The 25,041-nt window shown below is 65.5% G+C and carries 19 protein-coding genes and 2 pseudogenes; 5 read left to right on the top strand and 16 right to left on the bottom strand.

Annotation, left to right across the window (positions count from 1 at the left end):
- From addA to ACG873_RS24330, 11 genes and pseudogenes are all read right to left on the bottom strand, one after another.
- Positions 1-3,520: pseudogene (gene addA / locus ACG873_RS24380) on the bottom strand (double-strand break repair helicase AddA).
- The gene (addB, locus tag ACG873_RS24375) at positions 3,517-6,651 is read right to left on the bottom strand and encodes a double-strand break repair protein AddB (protein WP_394888377.1); all 3,135 of its coding nucleotides are present in this window, start codon (positions 6,649-6,651) and stop codon (positions 3,517-3,519) included. Before addB ends, addA begins: the two are co-directional and overlap by 4 nt.
- On the bottom strand, positions 6,648-7,376 hold the full coding sequence (locus tag ACG873_RS24370) for a nucleotidyltransferase family protein (protein WP_394888376.1): 729 nt from the start codon (positions 7,374-7,376) through the stop codon (positions 6,648-6,650). Before ACG873_RS24370 ends, addB begins: the two co-directional genes overlap by 4 nt.
- Entirely contained in the window at positions 7,373-8,875 is a 1,503-nt protein-coding gene (gene tsaE, locus ACG873_RS24365) for a tRNA (adenosine(37)-N6)-threonylcarbamoyltransferase complex ATPase subunit type 1 TsaE (protein ID WP_394888375.1), read from the bottom strand. The genes ACG873_RS24370 and tsaE overlap by 4 nt, the downstream gene beginning before the upstream one ends.
- 8 nt (positions 8,876-8,883) lie before the next feature.
- The gene (locus ACG873_RS24360) at positions 8,884-11,451 is read right to left on the bottom strand and encodes a sensor histidine kinase (RefSeq protein WP_394888374.1); all 2,568 of its coding nucleotides are present in this window, start codon (positions 11,449-11,451) and stop codon (positions 8,884-8,886) included.
- Between the two features lie 198 nt (positions 11,452-11,649).
- Positions 11,650-13,047 (bottom strand): adenosylhomocysteinase, encoded by a 1,398-nt coding sequence (gene ahcY, locus ACG873_RS24355; RefSeq protein WP_394888373.1) that lies wholly within the window; start codon positions 13,045-13,047, stop codon positions 11,650-11,652.
- 156 nt (positions 13,048-13,203) lie between these two features.
- Entirely contained in the window at positions 13,204-13,506 is a 303-nt protein-coding gene (locus ACG873_RS24350) for an HPr family phosphocarrier protein (RefSeq protein WP_394888372.1), read from the bottom strand.
- Positions 13,503-13,904, bottom strand: coding sequence for a PTS sugar transporter subunit IIA (locus tag ACG873_RS24345; RefSeq protein ID WP_394888371.1), 402 nt, complete (start codon positions 13,902-13,904; stop codon positions 13,503-13,505). Before ACG873_RS24345 ends, ACG873_RS24350 begins: the two co-directional genes overlap by 4 nt.
- 172 nt (positions 13,905-14,076) lie before the next feature.
- A complete protein-coding gene (locus tag ACG873_RS24340; protein ID WP_394888370.1) occupies positions 14,077-14,526 on the bottom strand; it encodes an HPr kinase/phosphorylase in 450 nt (149 codons plus the stop codon).
- A gap of 6 nt (positions 14,527-14,532) precedes the next feature.
- Positions 14,533-16,317: a stimulus-sensing domain-containing protein gene (locus ACG873_RS24335; protein WP_394888369.1), complete on the bottom strand. Its 1,785-nt coding sequence runs from the start codon at positions 16,315-16,317 to the stop codon at positions 14,533-14,535.
- A 21-nt stretch (positions 16,318-16,338) separates the two neighbouring features.
- Positions 16,339-17,040 carry a response regulator transcription factor gene (locus tag ACG873_RS24330; RefSeq protein ID WP_394893679.1) on the bottom strand — a complete coding sequence of 234 codons (702 nt, stop codon included), beginning with the start codon at positions 17,038-17,040 and terminating at the stop codon, positions 16,339-16,341.
- A gap of 353 nt (positions 17,041-17,393) precedes the next feature.
- On the opposite strand from ACG873_RS24330, the gene ACG873_RS24325 reads away from it, so the two are divergent.
- From ACG873_RS24325 to ACG873_RS24305, 5 genes are all read left to right on the top strand, one after another.
- Positions 17,394-19,004, top strand: coding sequence for a phosphoenolpyruvate carboxykinase (locus tag ACG873_RS24325; protein ID WP_394888368.1), 1,611 nt, complete (start codon positions 17,394-17,396; stop codon positions 19,002-19,004).
- 89 nt (positions 19,005-19,093) lie between these two features.
- Complete coding sequence (locus ACG873_RS24320) at positions 19,094-19,762, top strand: nitroreductase family protein (protein ID WP_394888367.1); 669 nt, start codon at positions 19,094-19,096, stop codon at positions 19,760-19,762.
- Complete coding sequence (gene arfB / locus ACG873_RS24315) at positions 19,759-20,196, top strand: alternative ribosome rescue aminoacyl-tRNA hydrolase ArfB (protein ID WP_394888366.1); 438 nt, start codon at positions 19,759-19,761, stop codon at positions 20,194-20,196. Before ACG873_RS24320 ends, arfB begins: the two co-directional genes overlap by 4 nt.
- A gap of 100 nt (positions 20,197-20,296) precedes the next feature.
- Complete coding sequence (lysM, locus tag ACG873_RS24310; RefSeq protein WP_394888365.1) at positions 20,297-20,818, top strand: peptidoglycan-binding protein LysM; 522 nt, start codon at positions 20,297-20,299, stop codon at positions 20,816-20,818.
- A 76-nt stretch (positions 20,819-20,894) separates the two neighbouring features.
- Complete coding sequence (locus tag ACG873_RS24305) at positions 20,895-21,512, top strand: alpha-ketoglutarate-dependent dioxygenase AlkB family protein (RefSeq protein WP_394893678.1); 618 nt, start codon at positions 20,895-20,897, stop codon at positions 21,510-21,512.
- 3 nt (positions 21,513-21,515) lie between these two features.
- Here the strand turns inward: ACG873_RS24305 and coaA are convergent, their stop codons facing one another.
- The 5 genes and pseudogenes from coaA to hisH all read right to left on the bottom strand — a co-directional run bounded on the left by coaA (position 21,516) and on the right by hisH (position 25,041).
- The gene (coaA, locus tag ACG873_RS24300) at positions 21,516-22,487 is read right to left on the bottom strand and encodes a type I pantothenate kinase (protein WP_394888364.1); all 972 of its coding nucleotides are present in this window, start codon (positions 22,485-22,487) and stop codon (positions 21,516-21,518) included.
- Between the two features lie 19 nt (positions 22,488-22,506).
- Positions 22,507-22,827: pseudogene (locus ACG873_RS24295) on the bottom strand (phosphoribosyl-ATP diphosphatase); the annotation flags it as partial.
- 20 nt (positions 22,828-22,847) lie between these two features.
- A complete protein-coding gene (gene hisF / locus ACG873_RS24290) occupies positions 22,848-23,633 on the bottom strand; it encodes an imidazole glycerol phosphate synthase subunit HisF (RefSeq protein ID WP_394888363.1) in 786 nt (261 codons plus the stop codon).
- Entirely contained in the window at positions 23,630-24,394 is a 765-nt protein-coding gene (gene hisA / locus ACG873_RS24285) for a 1-(5-phosphoribosyl)-5-[(5-phosphoribosylamino)methylideneamino]imidazole-4-carboxamide isomerase (protein WP_394888362.1), read from the bottom strand. Before hisA ends, hisF begins: the two co-directional genes overlap by 4 nt.
- Positions 24,391-25,041 carry an imidazole glycerol phosphate synthase subunit HisH gene (gene hisH, locus ACG873_RS24280; RefSeq protein WP_394888361.1) on the bottom strand — a complete coding sequence of 217 codons (651 nt, stop codon included), beginning with the start codon at positions 25,039-25,041 and terminating at the stop codon, positions 24,391-24,393. The genes hisA and hisH overlap by 4 nt, the downstream gene beginning before the upstream one ends.

Raw genomic sequence — 25,041 nt, 5'->3', positions numbered from 1 at the left:
TCACGCCTGCGTGAGTCGGACAAGAGCCTCGTCCATCACGGCTGCGGGAACCTCGATCAGCCTCGGCTCCTCGGTGAACAGGAGCGCCGCCGTGACCGCCTTGCCGGGGTAGAGCGGCTGGAGGAGCGCACGGTAGAGCGCGAGCTGCAAGATATAGGCGGGCGGCACGGCTTCCAGCGTTTGCGGAGCGGGGCGGTTGCTCTTGTAGTCGACGATCTGCACTTCGCCGGCGGTGACCGCGAGCCGGTCGATCGTGCCGGAAACAGCGCGCTCCTTGCCCCTGACCTTCAGCTTGCCCATGACCGAGACCTCGGCGCGCGACCCTTCCGCAAACAGCGGCGAAAAACGCGGCGAGGCGAGAATGGCCTCGACCGAGGCCAGCGCGGTTTCGCGTTCCCCGTCTGGCCAACCCGCGCCGACACGCTCGAGATAACGCCGGCCGGCGGCATTGCGCTCGGCTGGGGGCAAGGACGGCAGCATCTGCAGCAGCTTGTGCAGCGCGATGCCGCGGGCGATGGCGAAACCCGGCTCCAGTTCCGGATCGAGCACCGGCGAGCGGCCGGAAATCACCGGCTCCTTTGTTTCCTCGATCAGCACCGAGGCGCCGGAGGGCGAAAGCGGCTTCGGCAGCGCCTCCGAGGGAGGCAGCTCGTCGAACAGCCCTTGCGGAATTTCAGCGATGGAGCGCGCAAGCCCGGCGGTGGGCTCGACGGCGGATGCGGCCTGCGCGGCCTCGCTTACCCGGAAGCGGAGCACCGGTTCGCCGCCCGCCGGATGCGGGCGCTGCTCGCTATGCTCCGAACCGCCGAGCGCCCGGCCGACCATGGCGTGCCAGGTCGCGTCGTTCTGGCCGCGCTTGCCATGATAGCCGCAGACGATCAGCCGGTCTTCGGCTCGCGTCATGCCGACATAAAGCAGGCGGCGGTATTCATCGTCGGCGCGCTCCCTGATGCGCAGCGCCGCCGCTTGCGAAACGCCGTTGGCGATGTCGGCGGCCGAGCGCCAGAGATAGGCCGTGACGCGGTGAAGCTCGCCTTGCGGCTCGAACGGCACCAGGCGCGGCAGATGCTGCTCGCTGAACGGGGCTGCCCCGCTGTCGACGAGAAACACCACCGGAGCCTCCAGCCCCTTGGCGGCATGGACCGTCATGATGCGGACCTCGTCGCGGGTCTGGTCCATCTCGCGCTTGATGTCTGGCCCCGCACTTTCCAGCGTCGCCAAGAAGGCTTCCAGCCCCGGCAGGCCGGTCCGCTCCTCTGCGAGGCAGAAGCTCAGAAACTCGTCGAGAATGTCGCCGGCCTCCTGGCCAAGCCGCGCGATCATGCGCCGGCGCACGCCGTCGCGGCCGAGCACGCCCGAATAGAATTCGAAGACCGGCTTGAACGCAGCTTCGCCGGCCCAGGCATCGAGTTTCTCGGCGATCAGCCCCAGCCGGATGTCGGTTTCGCCATGCTTGCGCAGCGAGGCAGCCAAAGACATGCTCTTGCCGCGGCCGGCGGCGAGCGCGAACAGATCGTCCCCGCTCAGGGCGAAGACCGGGCTTCTGAGCACAGCCGCCAGCGACAGATCGTCTTCCGGCTGGATCAGGAACCGGCCGAGCGCCATCATGTCCTTGACCGCGATATGGCCGGGCAGGCTAAGCCGGTCGGCGCCTGCGACCGGGATCCGCCGGTTCTTCAGGCTGCGCGCCAGCGCGTGGACGAAGCGGTCGCGCTTGCGCACCAGCACCATGACGTCGCCGGCACTCAACCGCTTGCCGGTCCCCTCGATAATCTCGCCGGACTGGATCCAGCCCTGGATGGTCGCGGCGACCTGCTCGGCCACCCGCACCGCCGGGGCCTGGGCATGGTCGATCGCTTCCCTCCAGTCCTCCGGCTCATCGATCGCCTCGGCGCCGACGGAGGGCCACAGCTCGACATAGCCGGGCTCATTGGCGCGGATTGCCTTGTGGTCCGGCGGCTCGGGATCCTGCGACAGGCCGCGGCGGGCCTGTTCGCCGGCGAACACCAGATCGACGGCCGCGAGCACATCGCCGGTCGAGCGGAACGACCATGTAAGGCCGACCCTCTCGAAGCTGCCGTTGGCCGCGCGAGATCCGCTGCGAGAATTCATGGCCGGTCTGGGCGAAGGATTCGGGCGCGGCTCCCTGGAACGAATAGATGGACTGCTTCTCGTCGCCTACGGCGAACACCGTGCGGTGCACATTGTCGCGCGCGCCGAGCCCGGCAAAAAACTCCTCGGCCAGCCGCTTGACCACGTTCCACTGGTCCGGGCTCGTATCCTGCGCTTCGTCGAGCAGGATGTGGTCGATGCCCTTGTCGAGCTTGTATTGCACCCATGGCCCGGCATCCTGGCGCGCGAGCAGCCGCACGGTGCGGGTGATCAAATCGTTGAAGTCGAGGAAGCCGCGACCGGCCTTCAGCTGTTCGTAGCGGGCGATCAGCCAGTCGGCGATGGTCAGCGCCGCTCGCGTGCCTTCGAGCATGCGAAACAGCGCCAGCCGGTCGCAGGCGGCGATGATCGCGTCTGTGGCTTGCGCGTAGCGCTGCTGCAGATCGGGCAGGCGAGCCAGCAGCCTCTTCGTGAACATCCTGGAGGTTGCATAAGGCTCGCCGTCGCCCTTGAGAAAGCCCCGCTGAAGCAATTGCAGACGCCTCACCGGATCGGTTTCGGCGAAAGCGAGAACCGCATCGGGCAGGATGTCCTTGATTACAGAGCGGGCATCGACCGCCTCCGCTGCTTCGGAAAACCGCGCAAAGAAATCCGGTGGGAATCCGGGAAGCGGCCAGGCCACGGACGCGATGCCCTCGGCGCTGTCTTCCGGCGCAAAATCGAATTCCAAAAACAGCGCCTCGTACGGCGCTGGACCGCCGCCAGCGGCATCGATCAGCAGGCGCAGGCCGTCGCGCTTCTGCACGATCTCCTTCAGGAGCATGTCGAGGCCCCATTCGCCGCCCCGCTCCAGCACGGTCGCGAAAGCCTCCGCGAGTTCGGGATTGCGGGCTGCAGCACCCGTAATCATCTCGCGCCGCGCGGTGGCGAAGAGCGTCTGCTCCATCGTCGAATCGAGCATCTCGAAATGCGCGGCGATGTTGGCTTCCAGCGGGAACTGGTGGAGCACGGATTCGCAGAATGCGTGGATCGTCTGGATCTTCAGCCCGCCGGGGGTTTCCAGCGCCTGCGCAAACAGCCGACGGGCGCGCCGCATCTTCTCGGCATCGGGCTTCCTGCCGTCCAGCTCCTCGATCCGTTGCGCCAGCTCGTCGTCGCCGAGCATCGTCCAGGCCGACAGGCTGGAGAAGACGCGGTTCGACATGTTGGCGGCGGCGGCGCGCGTGTAGGTCAGGCACAATATCCTGGACGGATCGGTGCCTTCCAGCAAAAGCCGGATCACGCGCTGCGCCAGCACATGCGTCTTGCCCGAGCCGGCATTGGCCGACACCCAGACGGAATGCTGCGGGTCGGAGGCCTTTGCCTGCCGGTCGGCGGTTTCCTTCGGAACGATGGGTTTCTTCTTCATTCGCCGGTGTCCAGATCGTCCGGCCCGTCGCCGCCGGCCGACCATTCCAGGACCCGGGCGAGATGATCGTAGTCGCCGTCGGTCTCGCCTTCGCGGAACGGCAGCGCCCTCGAAAGATAGCCGGCTTGGAAATTGTTGTAGTGGTCGAGCAGCGCCTCCAGGCGCTCCCAGGCTTCCTCCGAAAGCACTGGGCCGGATTTTGGCGTTCCGTTCACACGCAAAATCGATTCTTCCAGCACCAGGCCGTTGGCCTTGAGCCGCACGAAAGCGAGTTCCGCCGGCGTGCGGCTGCCAAGCTCGCGGAACGCGCCTCGCTGCATCAGCGCGCCCTCAAGCGCCAGCTGCGGCGCCAGCAACGTATGCGCCTGCATTTTCGACGGCGACGAGCCGGTCTTGTAGTCGATGATGTCGGCCATGCCGGCCGGCAGCAGGTCGATGCGGTCGGCGTAGCCGGACAGCGTCACGCCGGAGCCGCCGACGAGCGTCGCTTCGGCGCGCGCTTCCGGGTGGCGGCTGACGACATTTACCGCGCGGCTGCGCTCCCAGGCGATGAACTCCGCAGCCATCTTCATGAAGCGCGGCCACCATATAGCCGCTACATCTTCGGGCAATGCCGCCTCGGCGAAGGTCTCGCGGCCGGCGTCGATGAGCAGTCCGTAGGCTTCTTCGTCGCGCGGATCGGCAACCGTTTCGGAAAAGCGGTGAAGTATCTTGTGGAACAGCGTGCCGCGCTCGGCCACGCCGGGATCGCGCACCAGCGGATCGAGCGGCGCAAGGTCGAGGATCCTGCGTGCATAGATCGCGTAGGGATCGCGCCGCAGCGTTTCGATCTCGGTCACGGAAAACCGGCGCGGCCGGACATCGAGCGGCGGCGTTGGCGCGGGCCGCTTGGCGAATTTCACCGGCGCACCGGCGTCAAGCGCCCGCGCCCAGTCGAGCAGCGCAGCGCCGCGGGCGCGCATGATCTCGGCCTGACCGGGTCCGGCGAAGGCCAGCAGGCGCTGCAGCCAGCGCGAGGGAACGGCGGGGGCATCGCCCGAGCGGGCCGACCGCGACAGGACGATGTCCTCCGTCCCCATCGCCATCTGGAAATCATGCGCCGACTGTCCGATGCGCCGCTCCGGCGGCTCGAGGTCGATGCCGGTCTTCATGACACGCGACATGAAGCGGTCGGCCTGCGGCTTGCGCGGCCACACGCCTTCGTTCAGCCCGCCGACGACAAGCGTGTCGACCCTTAGCAGCCGCGCCTCCAGCGCGCCCCAGATGGATATGCGGCTGTCGGTTCCGTGAGCCGGCTTGACGATTTCGGGCGCAAGCAGCGCCTCCAGCACGTCCGGCCATTCGGCCGCGTCGAAGGTGAACGAAGCCGTCGAGGCGACCAGCCCGCGCATGAGTTCGGCGAGCTTCTCGCCTGCGTCGCCGGCATAAAGGCCGCCGCTGCCCCCATTAGCGCCGCGCGCGAGATTTTCGAGCGTCATCACCGTCGCGCGCATGATCGCCGCCAGCTCGACCTCGCCGGCTTCGCGGAACGGGCCAAGCGGCGCTACGGCTTCGGCCAGCCGCGCCAATGCGTCGCGCGCTGCGTTGATGCGCCTTTCGCTCAGGCGACTGGACCAGGCCGGCTGTCTGCTCCGACTTGCCAAGCCGGCATAACGCTCATCGAACAATGCCCGCAGCTCATGGAGATCCGGCCGGCCGGTTCCGCCGCGCAGGGCCACGAGTTCGATCGTTTCCACCGCCGCCCGCACCGCCTGTCTTTCCAGCCCCAGCGAAAGCAGCGGATGCTTGAGCAGCGAAAGCAGCGCCACCGGGTCGCCGGCCCGGAATGCGGCCTGCGCCAGCAGGCGCAGAAGCGCTCCCGGCGCAGTGTTGGCGAGCGGCGTGCCGCCGGAATCGTCGGCGCGCACGCCGAAGCGCAGCAATTCGGCCGAGACGCGCCGCGCCAGGTTCCTGTCGCCGGTGACAAGTGCTGCAGTGCGGTTCGGCGCTTCGACCGCGGCTTTCAGCGCCAACGCGATGGCCGCCGCCTCGTCGCGTTCATTCGCGGCTTCGAGCAGCGTCACGCCGGAGAGCGCATCGGCCAGCCCGCCGGTATCCATGCCGGCGCGGCCGGCGGCCCAGTCATCCGTCGTTTCGGCCGGCCTCAGCGCCTGGCCGACGAGGATCGTCCGCGCCGACATCGCCCTGTCAGGGACGCCAATCTCTTCGACGTCAGCCCGCGGAATGCCGATCTTGCGCAAGAGCTTCGCCAGCCCGTATTGCGGGTGGCCGAGAACCGATGCCTGCGGCGCGAGATCCGAGATGACCGACCACGACCGCTCGTCGAGCGCCTTGTCCAGCCCCGGCAGCACCACCGCGCCGTTCGGCAGCCGCGCGATCGCCGACAGCAGTTCGGCGGTCGCCGGGATCGAGCCGGTGGAGCCCGCGGCGATCACCGGGCCTGCGGGCGGATTTCGCCGCAGCCGCTCCGCCTCCAGCCGGATCAGCGCGCTGCGATGCACGGCGGGGTTCGATTGCCCGCGCTCGGCAAGCAGCGCCGGCCAGCTCGACGTGACGATCTCGAGGAAATCGAGCGTCACCTGCCACCAGCCGGCCAGATCGCCGGAAACCAGCTCGCCAAGCTTTTTCCAGTCGGAACCCTCGGTCTCGATCTCGTCCATCAGCGCGGCAAGGTCGCGCGCCAGCCAGAGAGCGTCGGAGGCCGAGGCGGGAATGACCACATCTTCCTCAAACAGCGCCGCCACATGGGCGGGAAGCCGCCGCTTCCATGCCCGCACCAGCGGCGCCAGCAGCAGCAGCCGGTCCGCGGCGGGAATGGGTGGCAGCAAGTCGAGCGCCGCCGCGCTGTCGGGGGCGAAGGCAGCCTCGTCCTCGTCGAACTCGCCGAGCGGCCTGATGACCGGAAGGATCGCCGAGCGTCCGCCGGCCTTGTCGACGAAGATGCCCCTCAACTCGCGCGCGGCGCGGCGGGTCGGCACGTAAATCGTCGCGTCGGCGAGCGCAAGCGGATCGCCGTCGAAGCGGAAGCCGGGCACGAGCCGGCCATCGTTCAACGCTTCGGCCAGCGTCGGCAGGAAGGCGACGGCCGGCGGGATCGAAAACACCCGCGGCGGCAGAAGTCGGCCGTTCATGCGCCGACTGCCTGCGCCCGCGCGACCGCCGCCTCCGCCGGCGCTATGGCATCCGGAGTGCCGACCGTGATCCAGCTGCCGTTCATTTGAAGGCCAAACAGCCGCCCGCCCGCGATTGCGCGGTCGAAATAAAGATTGAGCGATTGTTTCGCGATTGCTGCGCCGGCAAAGATTCCGGGGTCGACTATTGCTGCCCCGGCGTAGATCAGCCCCGCCGGATCGCCGCCGGCGCGGGACAGGCGGCCATCGGGCGCAACCAGGAAGTCGGTGCTGCCGCTGTGGCCGGTGGCTGACGCGATGTCGGCCAGCAGGAGCAGCATGTCCATTTTCGACGCGTCCCACGCGGAGGCGAGCCTGGCGAGGCTGGGCTCGGCCGCGTCGATCCAGAAGGTGTCGGCATTGACGATGTAGAACGGCCGGGGCCCGAGCTCCGGCAACGCCTTGACGATGCCGCCGGCCGAATCGAGCAACGCCGCGCTTTCGTCGGAAATCACCACCCTCGGCCTTTGCCGCATGGCGGCGTGGGCGACGATCTGTTCGGGCAGGTAGTGGACGTTGACGACGGCCTTGGTGACGCCGACCTCGGCCAGGCTGTCGAGGCCCCAGTCGAGCAGCGGCTTGCCGGCAATTTCGATCAGCGGTTTTGGCTTGGTGGCGGTGATCGGCCGCATGCGGATGCCGAGCCCGGCGGCGAGGACCATTGCGGTATCAGGCGCGCCGCTCATTCTTCAGTGTCTCCTAGCAGGCCGTTGCGCCGGTAGAAATCCTTTAGACCGGCAAGCGCCGGATGCGCCAGCGCGCGGCCGAGATAGTCGCGGATACGCGGTAAATGGCGCAGATAGTCCGGCTTGCCGTCGCGTTCCTTCAGGCGCACGAAGATGCCGAGGATCTTGGAGTTCCGCTGCGCCGCCGTAGCCGCATAGGCTTCGCTGAAGCCGGCCTCGTCGAACGGCCCCGCCGAACGGCGCGCGGCGACATAGGCGTCGTAGGTCGAGCGCTCGATTTCCGGCGGCACCGTCACGCGCGCATCCATGGCCAGCGAGGCGAGATCATAGGCCGACGGCCCGATCAGCGCATCCTGGAAATCGAGCACGCCGATGCGGTCGTGGCCCCGGCGCTCGCCGCGCCAGATCAGGTTCGGCGAGTGGAAGTCGCGCAGCATCAGCGTCTTTTCCGCGCGTTCCATGAGGTCGAAGACCTGGCTCCATGCATCATGGTATCCGGATCGGATTTCATCATTAGCCGGCTTACCGGTTAAGAACGGAATATACCAGTCCACCAGCAGATCGGCCTCGATCATCATCGCGGCGCGGTCGAAGGGCGGCACCGTATGGGTCACGCCGGGCGCTGCTTCCATGCGACTTGGCCACTTCCGGCCATGCATCGCAGCGAGCAGTTTGGCCGCCGCCGCGTAACGATCCGCAACCGGGCGGCCATCGTCAAGGAAACTTCCCGAGCCGAGATGCTCGATAAGCAGGAAACCGCGTTCGAGATCGGCAGCGAAAATTTCCGGAACCGCCACGCCCCCGGCCTTCAGCGCACGGTCGATGGCGACGAAGGCCGAAACGGACTGCGCCGTGTGCGCGATCTCGGCATAGGGCTTTCCGTCACGCACCGGCGGGCCGAGCACCAGCTTCGGCGAATTCATCAGCACCAGCGGCTGCCCGTCGCGAACGATCTCGTAGGAACGCGCCGAGGCATCGCCCGTGAAGTATGCCCGCTGCGCGTCGCCGTGGCCCGACCGCACCAGAAAATCGCGCGCGGCGAGCGAACGGGTGATGCGCTCGAAAACATGTCCTGTTCCCGTGACCGTCGCCGTTCTGCCGTCGCGTTCGTGCGTGAGTTCCACGAAAACGGCGCTTGCCGGCAGGCGGCCTGCCGCCCGGTCCGGCCATTCGACCAGAGCCGCGCCCTGCGAAATCGCGTCGTCAAAGCCCAGCTCGTCCAGCTCGGCGGCCGAGGACAGCCGATAGAGGTCGAAATGGTGGATCGGAATCCGCGCCTCGTAAGCCTGCACCAGCGTGAAGGTCGGGCTCGGCACTTCCAGCTCGGGATCCTCGGCAAGCGCCCGGATCAGGCCGCGCGCCAGGGTCGTCTTGCCCGCGCCGAGGTCGCCCTCGAGCGCCAGCACATCGCCGGCGCGCAGCGCCAGCGCAAGGTCCGCGCCCAGCATGCCGGTCGCCCGCTCGTCGGGCAGGAAGCGCTCAAGCGCGGAAACGTCCATCAGGCCCGCTACTCGGCCGCCGCGCGTACGCCGCTCGGCGCGGCCGGAAACCGGCAGATCACCGTGGTGCCGCGGTCCCTGCCGCTGTCGATGCGGACGCTGCCGCCGTGCAGTTCGACGAAGCTCTTGACGATCGACAGGCCGAGGCCTGCGCCGCGTCGCCTGCCGCCGTTGACCCGCGGCTCGAACCGCTTGAATACGGTGTCGAGGACTTCGGGCGACATGCCTGGTCCGTCGTCGTGCACGGCGAATTCGACACCTTGCTCCAGTTGGCGGCAGGAAAGCGTGATCGCGCTGGACTCAGGCGCGTAGTTCACGGCGTTGCTCAGGAGATTGTAGAGGATCTGGCGGATGCGGGTCTCGTCGCCATGGAAGGCCTTGGGCGCCGCGGCCGCGTCGATCTCCAGCCTTATCGAATGCTCTTCGAGGCGGTCGGCGATAAGCTCGGCTGCCGCCGCGATGGTCTGGTCGATGCGGACCTCGGCGATCTCCAGCTCCATGATGCCGGCGTCGACCGTGGCAAGGTCGAGAATGTCGTTGACGATGGTGAGCAGCACGGAGGACGACGAGCCGATATGCTCGACATATTCGCGCTGGCGCGGCGCCAGCGGTCCCGTCGCCGCCAGCGATAGCAATTCGGTGAAGCCGATGATGTTGGTCAGCGGCGAACGCAGTTCGTAGGATACGTGCTGGACGAAATCGTTCTTTAGCTGGTCGGCCTTCTGCAGCGCCTCGTTCTTCTCCTTCAGCGCCCGCTCGACATTGACGCTGTCGGTCACGTCCACGAAGGTCATCATAACCTGCCCGTTGGGCAGGTGGATGACGGCGAAGCGCAGGACGATGCCGCTGTTCAGCTCGGTCTGGCCATGCCTGTCGCGTCGCTCGTCATCGAAGCCGGTAACCGCGGCGACGAAGCCGCCCCATGGGCTATCCTTGGCAAGCGCATCGCACTCGGCGCGGATCGCCGAAATGTGCATCTTCCGCTCGACCATGTCCGACGGCAGCCCCCAGAGCCCGGCGAAGGCCGGGTTTGACAGCCTTATGCGGCCGTCGGGGCCGAACACCGCCACGCCTTCGGCCAGGTTGTCCAGCGTTTCGCCCTGAACCCTGACCGCCGTGTTGTAGCGGCTCTCCAGGTTCATCCTCTCGGTCAGGTTCTCGAAGACCCAGGTTACCCCACCGTTCGGCTGCGGGTTGGCGACGACGCGAACGGTGCGCCCGTCGGGCAGATGCCACCAATGTTCCTGCGTTTCGACCGCACGGTATGCGCCAAGCAGATTCTCCTTCCAGCGTCGCCATTCCGGCTGTTCTGCGATCTTGCCCTCGCTGCGCAGCCGGTCGAGCAGCAGCGCGTTGTCGGGCGCGCTTGCCAGGAAGCCGCCATCGAGGTCCCAGAGCTTCTGGAACGCTTGGTTGAAGAAGCGCAGCTTCTCGCCGTTGTCGAAGATGGCGACCGCGGTGGTAAGCTGGTCGAGCGTGTCGGCGTGGCTGCGGACGGTCCGCTCATAATCCTCGCGGATAGCCTCGACGGCGCTCATGTCCAGCGCGATGCCGGCCGAACCGGAGCCGCCGGCAAAATCGGTGACGGTGAATACCTTCCTGTCGCCGCCGATCACAGTCGACAGCTTCTGCTCGAAAACCGGCGAGGCAACGTGCTGGCGGGCGATCGCCTCGCGCGCCTGCGTGCCGAGGAACTCCTTGCCTTCGCCGACCGCGGCGTCGGGGCTGGAGGCTTCCACTGCCTCCGCATAGGCCCGGTTGACCCATTTCAACCGCCCGTCCGCCGCGCGCAGCCAGAACGGCGTCTTCAGCGCGTCGAGCAGCCCGAGCATGCTTTCATACTCGGTCGAGAGGCGCTGGTTATCGAGCCGGAGCCGCGCCTGGTTGCGCTGCGCCTCCGAAAGGGACATGAATTTGACCAGGGCGTGGGCGGCGCTCTTGCGGCCCTGGACCTCCAGCGGAGAGCCGCCCTGCGTTTCGACCACCAGATCGAAAGCGGCCGCTCTTTCACGCAGTCCCGCCATTGCGTGGTCCAGCGCCGCGGCCGAGCGCGGCATCAGCCAGCGTCCGAATGCCAGGAAGGCGGAACGGTCCTCGGGCGCGCCGGTCTCGGCCGGCAGTGTCCCGATCAGTTCCGGCTTCTGCTTCTCGGCGGTCCACACAACGACGCGCTGGTCGCGCAGGTTGAGGAGCGCTTCGGAGCGCTGCAGTGCGGCGTTGAGGTCGGCGATGCGGGTGCGCAGTTCGGCGTTTTCGCCGGAGGTGCGCGCCCGTTCTCTGATCAGGACAATGGCGGAGATCAGCGCTGCGCCCATCACGCCTGTGAACATTGCCATCTGCATGACTTCGAAGGTGTCGACCGAGAGGCCTGCCATGCGCACGGCCGCATCGGTCTGAGCGACCGCAATGTCTGCAAGCAAAAGCGTGGACAGCGAGGTAGCGCCAAGCAGGCGCCCGGCGGACGAACGGACGAACAGGCGCACCAGCCTTGTTCCGCCAAACCGTGCGCCGGCATGAAAGTCGTTGCGGCCGCCGGTAACGGCCAGTCCCGCCCGACGCGGGTATTCCCCCGGCATGCCTATGTTTCCTCTCCGCCGTCTGAATTTCAAGACCGCCCGACGATGCCCCGCCGGTCCGCAGAAGAGCGAAAGCATCGCGAATCACGCCACCATACAGTCTGGGCGAATCGGCGTGAAGAAGGCTGCGGCGCAAAAGAAAGCCGGGCGGAAAGTCAACCGCCCGGCTTCAACATCTGGTAGTTTGGTAAACGCAGATCAGTATCTGTAGTGTTCCGGCTTGAACGGACCCTGCTGCGTAACGCCGATATAGGCTGCCTGTTCGCCGCTCAGCTCGGTGAGCTTGGCGCCTAGCTTGTCGAGGTGCAGCCGGGCGACCTTTTCGTCAAGATGCTTGGGCAGCACATAGACCTGATTCTCGTAGGCGCCGGGCTTTGTCCAGAGCTCGATCTGCGCCAGCACCTGGTTGGTGAAGGACGCCGACATGACGAAGCTCGGGTGGCCCGTCGCGTTGCCGAGATTGAGCAGCCGGCCCTCGGAAAGCAGGATCATCCGCTTGCCGTCCGGGAAGGAGATCATGTCGACCTGCGGCTTGATGTTGGTCCATTTCAGGTTGCGCAGCGCCGCCACCTGGATCTCATTGTCGAAGTGGCCGATATTGCCGACGATCACCATGTCCTTCATCATGCGCATGTGATCGAGCGTGATGACGTCCTTGTTGCCGGTCGTCGTGATGACAATATCAGCGGTCGGCGCGGCGTCTTCCAGCGTCACGACCTCGAAGCCGTCCATCGCCGCCTGCAGCGCGCAGATCGGGTCGACCTCGGTCACCTTGACCCGGGCGCCGGCGCCTTTGAGCGAGGCGGACGAGCCCTTGCCGACATCGCCGTAGCCGCAGACCACGGCGACCTTGCCGGCCATCATCGTGTCGGTGGCGCGGCGTATGCCGTCGACCAGCGATTCCTTGCAGCCGTATTTGTTGTCGAATTTCGACTTGGTGACCGAATCGTTGACGTTGATCGCCGGGAAGGGCAGCAGGCCCTTCTTCTGCAGCTGGTAGAGCCGGTTGACGCCGGTCGTGGTCTCTTCGGTAACGCCGCGGATCGCAGCCTTCTGCTTGGCGAAGAAGCCCGGCGTCGCCGCCATGCGCTTCTTGATCTGGCCAAACAGGATTTCTTCCTCTTCGCTGCCCGGATTGGACAGCACATCCTCGCCGGCTTCGGCGCGGGCGCCGATCAGTATGTACATGGTGGCGTCGCCGCCATCGTCGAGGATCATGTTCGACGTGCCGCCGTCGGCCCACTGAAAGATGCGGTCGGTGTATACCCAATAATCTTCCAGCGTCTCGCCCTTGACGGCGAACACCGGAACGCCGGAAGCGGCGATCGCCGCGGCGGCATGGTCCTGCGTGGAGAAGATGTTGCAGGACGCCCAGCGGACTTCTGCGCCGAGCGCCTTCAGCGTCTCGATCAGCACCGCAGTCTGGATCGTCATATGCAGCGATCCGGTTATGCGCGCGCCCTTGAGCGGCTTGGCTTCGCCGAATTCCTCGCGGCAGGCCATCAGGCCCGGCATTTCGGTTTCGGCGATCTCGATTTCCTTACGGCCCCAGTCGGCGAGCGAAATGTCGGCGACGATGTAATCCTTATCTGCCATGGCAGCGCTCCGGTGAAATGAGTTTGACGAGCGCCCCGGCGCAAAACCGTTCAAAAGGGCGCAATTTATCGGCGCCTGACTAACAGATAAGCTGGCCTCCGACAATGGGATATAAAGAAATCTTTATTCCTGCATGTCCTGCCGGACGCGCGGACGTCAGGATTCCTCGCCGAAACGGCTGGCGATCAGCTCTTCCAGCGCGGCCATGACCTGGGGAGCCTCCGGTCCCCTGGCGGTGACCCTGATGGAGCTTCCGGGACTGGCCGCCAGCATCATCAGGCCCATTATCGAGGTGCCGCCTACCTTCACGCCGTCGCGCTCGACGTCGACCGAGGCGCGAAAGCTGCCCGCCACCTGGACGAATTTGGCCGAGGCGCGGGCGTGCAGTCCGCGCTGGTTGACGATCTCGAAATCGCGGCTGACGATGCCGTCCTCGCTAGAAAACGGCATCCCGCTCATTTGCTACTCAGGAGCTGGCTGGCGACGTTGATGTATTTGCGGCCGGCTGTCTGGGCTTCCTCCAGCGCGCCGCTCATGTTGTCGGCCTTGCGCACGCTGGTCAGCTTGATCAGCATCGGCAGGTTCATGCCGGCGATAACCTCGACGCGGCCGGGTTCCATCACTGAAATGGCGAGGTTGGACGGCGTTCCGCCGAACATGTCGGTCAGCACCACCACGCCCGCGCCGGTATCGGTCAGGGCGACGGCGTCGACGATGTCGCGCCGGCGCTGCTCCATATCGTCATCGGCTCCGATGGCGACGGTTGCGAAATTCTGCTGCGGCCCGACGACATGCTCGACGGCGTGGCGGAATTCCTCGGCCAGCTGACCGTGCGTGACAAGCACGAGTCCAATCATTCTGCGGCGGCTCCCGTCACGGCTTTTCACAAGCTCATCTTGAAATGCCCGGCGCTCCATTTCTCCGGGACGGCGGGAGCGCTATCTTGTCGACGCGGCGCGCGTTGACAAGTCCCAAATTGCGGCTGAACCGTGCATTTTGACGCATTTCCTGTCATCGCAGCCGCCTGTATTAGACGAATGGCGGAAGGCGGAGCCTGGCTGCCACGGCCGCGACCGCACCGGCGGCGTTGCGTTCCGCAAGGTCAAGGCAGGCGACCTGACAGCCGGCGAGCGTGGCGGTTGCTTCCTCGGGAAAACGCTCGGCTTCACCCGCCAGCACAAGCCTGACCAGTAGATCGACGACGGCCGCGCGCTCGGACAGGACCGCCTGCGGCCCGACCCCGCGCACCTCAACCAGCCCGGCGATCGCCGGTGGCGCGCTGCAGACTGCCCGCCCGCTATGGGCGACCAGGAAAAGCTGGTCGTCTGAGATCAGCCGGGCAAACATTCCTTCGCGCCTGACTTCCGCCATGAGAGCCAGGGCCAGCGTCGATTTGCCGGAGCCGGAGCCGCCTGTGATCAAAACGCCGCGGTCGCCGAGCACGACCGCCGTACCGTGCATGTTGTTCTGCGGGGCCATTTTCCGTCAGCCTTCGGCGGGAAGCGTCATGACGAAGCGCGCACCCTTGATGTCGCCGGGCTTGCCGCCGGGGATGTTTTCCGCCGTCAGAGTGCCGCCATGCGCCTCGGCGATCTGCCTGCTGATCGACAGGCCGAGGCCAGAATTCTGGCCGAACGCTTCGCTCGACGGGCGGTCCGTGTAGAAGCGCTCGAATATCCGGTCGATGCTGTCGGAGCGAATTCCGGGACCGTTGTCGTCGACGGTGACGATGACGAACTTGCCCTCGCGCGCAAGCGAAATGCTGATATGCCCACCCTCCTCGGGAACGAAGGAACGCGCGTTCTCGATCAGGTTGGTGATGACCTGGCCGAGCCGCAGGTCGTGGCCGGTGACATAATAGCCCTTGACGCCCTGCGGCAGTTTCGCTGCCTTGAAGTCGATGCTCATGGGGCGCTTGTGGCGGCCGGCCTCCTGCGAGACCGAGACCAGGTCGGAAATCAGGTGCTTCAGGTCGACCTTGCCGGCGTCCTCGCGCGCCAGCTCGGCGTCAAGCCGCGACGCGTCGGAAATGTCGGTGATGAGCCGGTCGAGGCGGCGGACATCGTGCTGGATCACATCCATCAGCCGCTCGCGCGATTCCGCACTTTTTGCCAGCGGCAGGGTTTCAACGGCGCTGCGCAGCGAGGTCAGCGGGTTCTTCAGCTCATGCGACACGTCGGCGGCAAAACTCTCGATCGCTTCGATGCGGGCATAAAGCGCGTTGGTCATGTCGCGCACGGCGATCGAAAGATTGCCGATCTCGTCCTGGCGGTCGGAGAAATCCGGGATTTCCTCCCGGTTCTTGACGCCGCGGCGCACCCGCACCGCCGCAGCCGAGAGCCTGCGCAGCGGGTTTGCGATGGTGGAGGCGAGGAGCATGGACATGAGCGCCGTGACCAGCGCCGCGACGCCGAAGACGCGCAGGATCGCCTTGCGCTCGGCGCTGACGATCTTGTCGATGTCGCCGCCTTCGGTGGAAAGCATCAGCACGCCGAGCACGCCACGGAAGCGCTGAATGGGAACAGCGACCGAGACGATCTGCTCGCCCTGCTCGCTGACCCGCACGATCGTGGAGGGGCTGCCGGTCAGCGCGTTCATCACTTCCGGAAACGCCGCGCCGTTGCCGCCGGGCTGCTCGCGGTAGATCGGCAGGTCGGTGCCGCGGAAGAAGTCGAAAACCGCCTTCTGGAGCCGCTCGAACAGGCTTGGCTCCTCTTCCGCCACCGGCGGAAGGTCGTAGCGCAGGATCTGGCCGCGCGAATAGAGATGGCGGGAATCGAGAAGCAGGTTGGCGTCGCGGTCGTAGATGCGTGCGCGCGTCCTGGTCGGCGAGATCAGCCGCCGCAGCACCGGCGCCACGCGCTCCGGATTGATCGGGAAGTCAAGATTGTCGAGCTGGTCGGAGCCGGGGCCGATGCTCTCGCCGGCCTGCAGTTCGAGCAGTTTCTCGGGATCGATGCTGATCGAATCGGTCTCGACCGTCGCGGAAGCCGCGATAGCGCCGGCGATGATCTCGCCCTGCGTCATCAGGCTTTCGACGCGGGCGTCGATCAGCCCGTCGCGGAAAGTGTTCAGGTAGAGGATGCCGACGACAAGGACGCCGAGGCCGGCGAGGTTCAGGAAAAGGATGCGCCGTGTCAGGCTCGAGAAGACGTGATGGCCGAGGAAGCGCCGCAGCGGCACGGTGATCCTGGACAGGAGCGAAGGCACGACCCGGCGCGGCCGCTTCATGGCGGCCGCCGGCTTCTTCAACTCCACTTCCAAGACCATTCGGATCGCCGGATTTTAGGCCTAAGCCTCGCGGAACCGGTAGCCGACGCCGTAGAGGGTTTCAATCATCTCGAAATCGTCGTCGACCGCCTTGAACTTCTTGCGCAGGCGCTTGATGTGGCTGTCGATGGTGCGATCGTCGACATAGACCTGCTCGTCATATGCCGAATCCATCAGCGCGTCGCGACTCTTGACCACGCCCGGACGCTGCGCCAGCGAATGCAGGATCAGGAATTCGGTGACAGTCAGCGTCACCGGTTCGCCCTTCCAGGTGCAGGTATGGCGCTCCTGGTCCATCACGAGCTGGCCGCGTTCCAGCGAACGGGCCTGCTGGTTCGGCGTCTTGGCGGCCGCCTCGCGGGCCGAGGCGCGGCGCAGCACCGCCCTGACCCGCTCGACCAGGAGGCGCTGCGAGAATGGTTTGCGGATGAAATCGTCCGCGCCCATCTTCAGCCCGAACAATTCGTCGATCTCGTCATCCTTCGACGTCAGGAAGATGACTGGCAGGTCGCTCTTCTGGCGCATGCGGCGCAGAAGTTCCATGCCATCCATGCGCGGCATCTTGATGTCCAGTATCGCAAGGCTCGGCGGGCGCGCCGCCAGCCCCTCCAGCGCCGAGGCGCCGTCGGTGTACGTTTCGACTCGGTACCCCTCCGATTCCAGGGCTATCGACACCGAGGTCAGAATGTTGCGGTCGTCATCGACCAGCGCGATCGTCGCCATTTCAAGTTGCTCCCTCATGAGCGGGGGTGTCCCTTCCTTCGTCGAGAAGGGGTTATTGGGGGACAAATTAGGTACAAAATGTGGCACATCCACCGGCCGATGTCACAGCCGGGCTGCCACAATCGCTCCGCCCCGAGGTGGCTCCTTACCCGTTTGGCCCAGCGATCTCAATCCCTTATACCACGGATGCGATGCGGCTTGTTGGCCAATACAACCGATTTAAAAATATTTCAAAATCTTTAAATCGATTAATGATTTGAAATCGTTCGTCTTTTCTGTTTCTGACGGATTTGTGCCCTTGGGAAGCCTTCCCAGTCGGTGCGAAGCGGCGGCAGGCGTCTGAAAGGGCCCAGATGACGGAAATAGGAAAACGCAATCCCGGGTGCGGGATCGACAGGGCCGGCCTGACGACCTCCGGCGACGTCCATTACAATCTCGGCGCGGCGGCGCTTTACGAGCAGGCGATTCGCCGCGGCGAAGCTCGCCTGACGGCGCACGGCGCGCTCGTCGCCTATACCGGCCAGCACACCGGGCGCTCGGCCAAGGACAAGTTCGTCGTCCGCAGCGCGGCGACCGAGCCGCATGTCTGGTGGGACAACAACAAGCCGATCAGCGAGGCGCATTTCGATGCGCTGCTGGCCGATTTCACGGCGCATGCGGCCGGCAAGGATCTGTTCGTGCAGGATCTGGTCGGCGGCGCCGACGAGAGCCAGAAGCTCGCGACGCGCGTCGTCACCGAATATGCCTGGCATTCGCTGTTCATCCGCAACCTCCTGATCCGCCCGAAGGCGAAGGATCTGGACGGCTTCGTGCCGCGCCTGACCATCATCGACCTTCCTTCCTTCCGCGCCGATCCGGCGCGGCATGGCTGTCGCACCGAAACCGTGATCGCCGTCGACCTCACCCGCATGATCGTTCTGATCGGCGGCACCTCCTATGCCGGCGAAATGAAGAAGTCGGTGTTCACGGTGCTGAACTACCTGCTGCCGGCCCGCGGCGTCATGCCGATGCACTGTTCGGCCAATGTCGGGCCGGATGGCGACGCGGCGGTATTCTTCGGCCTGTCCGGAACGGGCAAGACCACGCTCTCGGCCGATCCGTCGCGCACGCTGATCGGCGACGACGAGCATGGCTGGGGGCCGGACGGCATCTTCAATTTCGAAGGCGGCTGCTACGCCAAGACGATCCGCCTTTCGCCGGAGGCCGAGCCGGAGATATTCGCCACCACGCGCCGCTTCGGCACGGTGCTGGAAAACGTCGTCCTCGACGAGAACCGCGTCCCGGATTTCGACGACGGCTCATTGACCGAAAACACGCGCTGCGCCTACCCGCTTTCCTTCATCGCCAACGCCAGCAAGAGCGGCCGCGCAGGCCACCCGAAGAACATCATCATGCTGACCGCCGACGCGTTCGGCGTGATGCCGCCGATCGCCAAACTGACGCCGGCGCAGGCCATGTACCATTTCCTTTCCGGCTATACCGCCAAGGTCGCTGGAACCGAGAAGGGCGTCACCGAGCCCGAGGCGACATTCTCGACCTGCTTCGGCGCGCCTTTCATGCCGCGCCACCCTTCCGAATACGGCAATCTGCTGCGCCGGCTGATCGCCGAGCACGGCGTCGATTGCTGGCTGGTCAACACCGGATGGACCGGCGGCGCCTACGGAACCGGCAAGCGCATGCCGATCAGGGCGACGCGGGCGCTGCTTGCGGCCGCGCTCGACGGATCGCTCAACAATGCCGAATTCCGCACCGACCCCAATTTCGGCTTCGCGGCGCCGCTCGCCGTGGCCGGCGTCGATGCGGCGATGCTCGATCCCCGGTCGACCTGGGCCGACCGCCAGGCCTATGACCGGCAGGCAAAAAAGCTCGTCGGCATGTTCATCGACAATTTCGGCAAATTCGAAGCGCATGTCGACGCCTCCGTGCTGGGCGCGGCGCCGCGCATGCAGGAAGCGGCGGAGTAGCTGGTCTCACAGCTCGCTTTTTAAGGCCCGGCATTTGCCGGGCCTTTTTCTTTTGGCTAAACCGTTCCATCGCGAGGCCGGAGGAACCAATGCCCGAGCTGAAAGAAAGTCCGCTGCGCTTCCGCGGATATGCCGAGCCGGACATGGCGCAACGCGCCGCCGAGTTCCGCGAGCTGATGTCGAGGCGGCGCACGGTGCGCCATTTTTCCGACCGCCCGGTGCCGCGCCGCCTGATCGAGGATTGCGTGATGACAGCGGCGAGCGCGCCGTCGGGCGCTAACCAGCAGCCTTGGACCTTCGTTTGCATTTCGGATCCCGCGATGAAGACGCGTATCCGCGTGGCGGCGGAAGAGGAGGAGCGCGAATTCTACAGCGGTCGCGCCTCGCAGGAATGGCTCGATGCGCTCGGCCCGCTCGGCACCGATCCGGATAAGCCGTTCCTGGAAACCGCGCCGTGGCTGATCGCGATCTTCGCCCAGCGCTACGGCCTCGGTCCGGATGGCGGAAAGATCAAGCATTACTACGTGCCCGAATCGGTCGGAATCGCCACCGGCCTGCTGATTTCCAGCCTGCACAATGCCGGGCTTGCATCGCTGACCCACACGCCTTCACCGATGGGTTTTCTCAATGCGATCTGCGATCGGCCCGACCGTGAGAAGGCGATTATCCTGCTCGTGGCAGGCTACCCGGCCGAAGACGCGAAGGTGCCGGACATAAGGCGCAAAGGAGCGGACGAGATCATCGTCTGGCGCGAATGACCGAACGCAGCGGCATCTCGATCGCGCCGGATGTCTTCATCGGCGAAGACGAACTGGTCGAAAACTTTATCCGCTCCTCCGGCCCTGGCGGCCAGAACGTCAACAAGGTGGCGACCGCCGTTCAATTGCGCTTCGACGCCCGCAACGCGCCGGGCCTGTCCGAACGCGTGCGGGAACGCACGATCAGCCTAGCCGGCCAGCGCGCCACCAAGGATGGCGTCATCGTCATCGAGGCCGGCCGTTTCCGCACGCAGGAACAGAACAGGGCCGATGCGCGCGCCCGGCTGACGGCGCTCGTCGCCAAGGCCGCCGAGCCGCCGCCCAAGCCGCGCAAGAAGACGCGGCCGACCAAGGGTTCGGTTGAGAGGCGGCTGCAAAGCAAGGCGGGGCGATCAAACGTGAAGAAGTTGCGCGGCAAGGTCGAGAACGACTGAGCGTCCGCGCAATTTGCGCGCGAGCTTCGCATCGATCCAGCTTCCATTTTTGCAATTGAAATGCCAGATTGGCCGCGCGGGGGCGCAAGGAGACTCTGGCATGGGCATGTTCGATTTTGTGAAGAATGTCGGGAAGAAACTTGGCTTCGGCGATGACGACAACGAAGCGGCGAAAGCCGCGGCTGTGAAGAAGGAGCTTGAATCGCACAAGCTCGGCACGGAGAACGTCGATGTCGCGGTCAAGGGCGACAAGATCATCCTCAAGGGCGTCGTCAAGGACCAGTCCATCTTCGAGAAGGCGGTCGTCGCTGTCGGCAACACGCTCGGTTTTTCGAAAGTCGAAGCCAGCGAGCTGAAGGTCGTGGTTCCCGATTCAGGCCTGAAGCTCGACGGCAATGTCGACATGACGGCGCTGGTGGCAGCTTCGGCGCCCGCAAAGGAGCCGGTGTTCTATACGGTCAAGAAGGGCGACAACCTTTCGAAGATCGCCGAGAAGACCTACGGCAAGGGCAAGGCGTCGAAATACACTGTCATCTTCGAGGCCAACAAGCCGATGCTCAAGCATCCGGACAAGATCTATCCCGGCCAGGTGCTGCGGATTCCCGACCTTGAGACGGCGTGAAGCCGGAACGCGGACGACAGCCCTTTGACGGAACGGCGGCTCACAGCCGCCGTTTTCACCTGTGAGGCAAGTGATGATCCAGGTGCTCCCCAAAGGCGTTCGCCACATTCCGGGCTACCTCGACCGCGATGCGCAGGAAGCGCTGGTCGAGGATATCCGCAAGGTCGTTCAGGCCGCGCCGCTCTATGTTCCCGTCATGCCGCGCACCGGCAAGGAGATGAGCGTGCGCATGACCAATTGCGGGCCGGTCGGCTGGGTGACCGACAAGGAACGCGGCTACCGCTACCAGCCGACCCATCCGGTGACCGGCGAGCCGTGGCCGCCGATCCCGGACGCGCTGCTGCGCCTCTGGCATGAGGTCGCCGGCTATCCGCATCCGCCTGAAGCCTGCCTGGTCAATTTCTATACCGATGCGGCGAAGATGGGCCTGCATCAGGACCGCGACGAACTCGACCTCGCCGCGCCCGTACTCTCGGTTTCGCTCGGCGACGACTGCCTGTTCCGGGTCGGCCAGACCAGCCGCGACGGGCAGACAAAATCCTTCCGGCTGCGAAGCGGCGATCTGGTCGTGCTCGGCGGCGAGGGCCGGCTCGCCTTCCACGGCGTCGACCGCATCTATCCGGCGACGTCGACGCTCCTGAAGAATGGCGGCCGCATTAACCTGACGCTAAGAAGGGTCACGCGTCCCGTTTGAGGCTCACAGCTTCCTGAGCGCCACCTCTTCGACGAGATGATCGGCGCCCTTGCGCAGGATCAGGTCGGCGCGCGGCCGCGTCGGCAGGATGTTTTCGCGCAGGTTCTTCAAATTGATGTTGGCCCACAGCCCCTCGGCGATGGCGCGGGCGGCGTCTTCCGATAGCTGCGAATAGCGGTGGAAGAACGATTCGGGATTGCGGAACGCCGTCTCCCTGAGACGCATGAAGCGGGTGATGTACCAGTTGTGGATCATCTCCTCGTCGGCGTCGATATAGATCGAAAAATCGAAGAAATCCGAGACGAAAGGGACGAACTTGCCGTCCTTGGGCAATTCGCGCGGCTGCAGCACGTTCAGCCCCTCGAAGATCAATATGTCCGGCCGGTCGATGACCACGAACTCGCCCGGCATCACGTCATAGGTCAGGTGGGAATAGACCGGCGCGCGGACATCGCGCTGGCCCGACTTGATCGCCGACAGGAAACGCAGCAGCGCGCCGACATCGTAGCTGTCGGGAAAGCCCTTGCGCTCCATGAGGTTTTCGCGGCGCAGCACCTCGTTGGGCAGCAGGAACCCGTCGGTGGTGACCAGGTCGACCTTGGGGCTCGACGGCCAGCGGCCAAGCAGTTCCTTGAGCACGCGCGCCGTGGTCGATTTGCCGACGGCCACTGATCCGGCCATGCCGATGATGAACGGCGTCTTGATCGCGTCGTCGACGTTCAGGAAATCCTTCCGCTGATGGAAAAGCAGCTGGCTCGCCTCGACATGGGCCGACAGCAGGCGCGACATAGACAGATAGATGCGGCGAACCTCGTTGAGGTCGATCGGGTCGTAAAGCGAGCTGAGCCGGCTGACCTCGTCTTCGGTCAGCGTGAGCGGCGTGTCGGCGCGGAAATCAGCCCAGCGTTCGGCCGAAAAAAAGCGATAGGGCGAATATTTCTCGGTCGGAACGAGTTGATCCATCGCTTTTCCCATATTGCGGCGGCATGTTCAGCTCCGGCCGCGCGACGCCTTTTTCGGCCGTGCCCGACCGCGCGGTGCGCCGCTCCAGTTCGGCCATGACATCCGAAGTCGAGACACCTGCGATCGTCAGCACGACCAGCCAATGATAAAGAAGATCGGCACTTTCCGAAATGACGGCTTTGGCGTCGCCCTTGACGGCTGCAATCACCGTCTCGACCGCCTCCTCGCCGAGCTTTTGCGCGGCCTTTTCGATGCCGCGCTCATAAAGCTTCGCCGTCCACGATTCCGGGTCGCCGGAGCGGGCGCGCGTTGCGATGATCCTCTCCAGATCGGCGAGCGAAAAATCCGTCATCGAAAAACCCTGTATGATGGTCAGGAGGCGGAGTCCAGCCGCATAGGTAGGCCGGCGGCCGCCATATGGGCCTTGGCTTCGGCTATGGTGTAGGTTCCGAAATGGAAGATCGAGGCGGCCAGAACCGCCGTCGCATGGCCGTCGCGGATGCCGGCGACCATGTGGTCGAGCGTGCCGACGCCGCCGGACGCGATCACCGGGGCGCGCACCGCATCGGCCACCGCGCGGGTCAGCGCGATGTCGTAGCCCGCCTTGGTGCCGTCGCGGTCCATGGAGGTGAGCAGGATCTCGCCGGCGCCGAGGTCGACCACCTTTCGCGCGAAATCGATCGCGTCGATGCCGGTTTTTTCCCGGCCGCCATGCGTAAAAATCTCCCAGCGGTCGGTTTCGCCCGGGCCTGCAACCTTCTTGGCGTCGATGGCGACGACGATGCACTGGTTGCCGAACTTGTCGGCGGCCTCGGCGACGAAATCCGGATTTTTCACCGCCGCCGTATTGATCGACACCTTGTCGGCTCCGGCAAGCAGAAGCTTTCTTATGTCGGCGACTTGGCGCACGCCGCCGCCGACGGTCAGCGGCATGAAGCACTGCTCGGCGGTGCGTGCGACGACATCGAAGATCGTCTCGCGGTTTTCCGACGAAGCCGTGATGTCGAGGAAACAAAGCTCGTCGGCGCCGGCTGCATCATAGGCTTTGGCCGCCTCGACCGGATCGCCGGCGTCGATCAGATCGACGAAGTTGACGCCCTTGACGACACGGCCGTCCTTGACGTCGAGGCATGGGATGACGCGGGCTTTGAGGGTCATAGCCGCTCCTCGAACAAGCCAGGCGAAAGCTTCAAATCGCCGCGCAAAATCGCCAGCGCCTCGCGCGGATCGATGCGCCCGTCATAGAGCGCGCGGCCCGATATCGCGCCTTCGAGCTTTTTCGCGTCGGGCATGGTCATGCGCACGATGTCGGCAATGGAGGCGAGGCCGCCCGACGCGATCACCGGAATTGAGACCGCGTCGGCAAGCTCGATCGTCGCTTCCCAGTTGATGCCGGCCAGAATGCCGTCGCGGTCGATGTCGGTGTAGATGATCGCGGCGACGCCCGCGCCTTCGAATTTCTGCGCCAGCTCGATCGCGCCGAGCTCGGACGCCTCAGCCCAGCCCTCGACCGCCACCTTGCCGCCCTTGGCGTCGATGCCGACCGCTACCTTACCCGGAAATTCCCTGCACGCCTGCTTGACCAGATCGGGGTCGCGCACCGCCACTGTGCCGAGAATCACCCGCGCCAGGCCCTTTTCGAGCCAGCCCTCGATGTCGGCCAGCGTGCGGATGCCGCCGCCGAGCTGCACAGGGTTCTTCGTCGCCGCAAGAATCGCCTCGACCGCCGCGCCGTTGACGCTCTCACCCGCGAACGCCCCGTTCAGGTCAACGACATGCAGCCATTCGAACCCCTGCTCCTCAAAGGTTTTCGCCTGGGCCGCCGGGTCGGCATTGTAAACCGTGGCCTGCTCCATGTCGCCGAGCTTCAGGCGCACGCATTGGCCGTCCTTCAGGTCGATGGCGGGGAAGAGTATCACGGCTTCCACCTCAGGAAATTGGCGATCAGCGCCAGGCCCAGCGCCTGGCTCTTTTCGGGATGGAACTGCGTGCCTGCCAGATTGTCGCGCGCCACGGCCGCGGTCACCGGGCCGCCATAGTCGGTCACGGCAAGGATTTGCGCCGGATCGGTCGCGTCGAGATGATAGGAGTGGACGAAATAAGCGTGCAACCCGCTCTCGCCGGTCACGATGCCGTCGAACAGAGGGTGCGCATGTTTCACGTGAATCGTGTTCCAGCCGATCTGCGGGATTTTTAGCGCCCGGTCGTCCGGCGTGATCTCCTTCACGTCGCCCGCAATCCAGCCGAAGCCTTCGGTTATTGTCTTCTCCAGCCCGCGCTCGGACATCAACTGCATGCCGACGCAGATGCCGAGGAATGGCCGCCCTTTCGCGATCGCGACCTCCTCGATCGCCTCGTTCATGCCTTCCACCGCGGCCAGGCCGGCGCGGCAGTCGGCATAGGCGCCGACGCCCGGCAGCACGATGCGGTCGGCGCTGCGCACGCGCTCGGCGTCCGCCGTCAGGTCGATCTGCGCATCCACTCCCGCTTCCCGCGCGGCGCGCTGGAACGCCTTGGTGGCCGAGCGTAGATTGCCCGAGCCGTAATCGATGATCGCGACCCGCAT

It is taken from the genome of Allomesorhizobium aridi (assembly GCF_043769475.1).
Classification (GTDB): Bacteria; Pseudomonadota; Alphaproteobacteria; order Rhizobiales; family Rhizobiaceae; genus Allomesorhizobium.
Note: the sequence above shows the minus strand (reverse complement) of the source record. Positions and strands in the feature narration are given on the sequence as shown.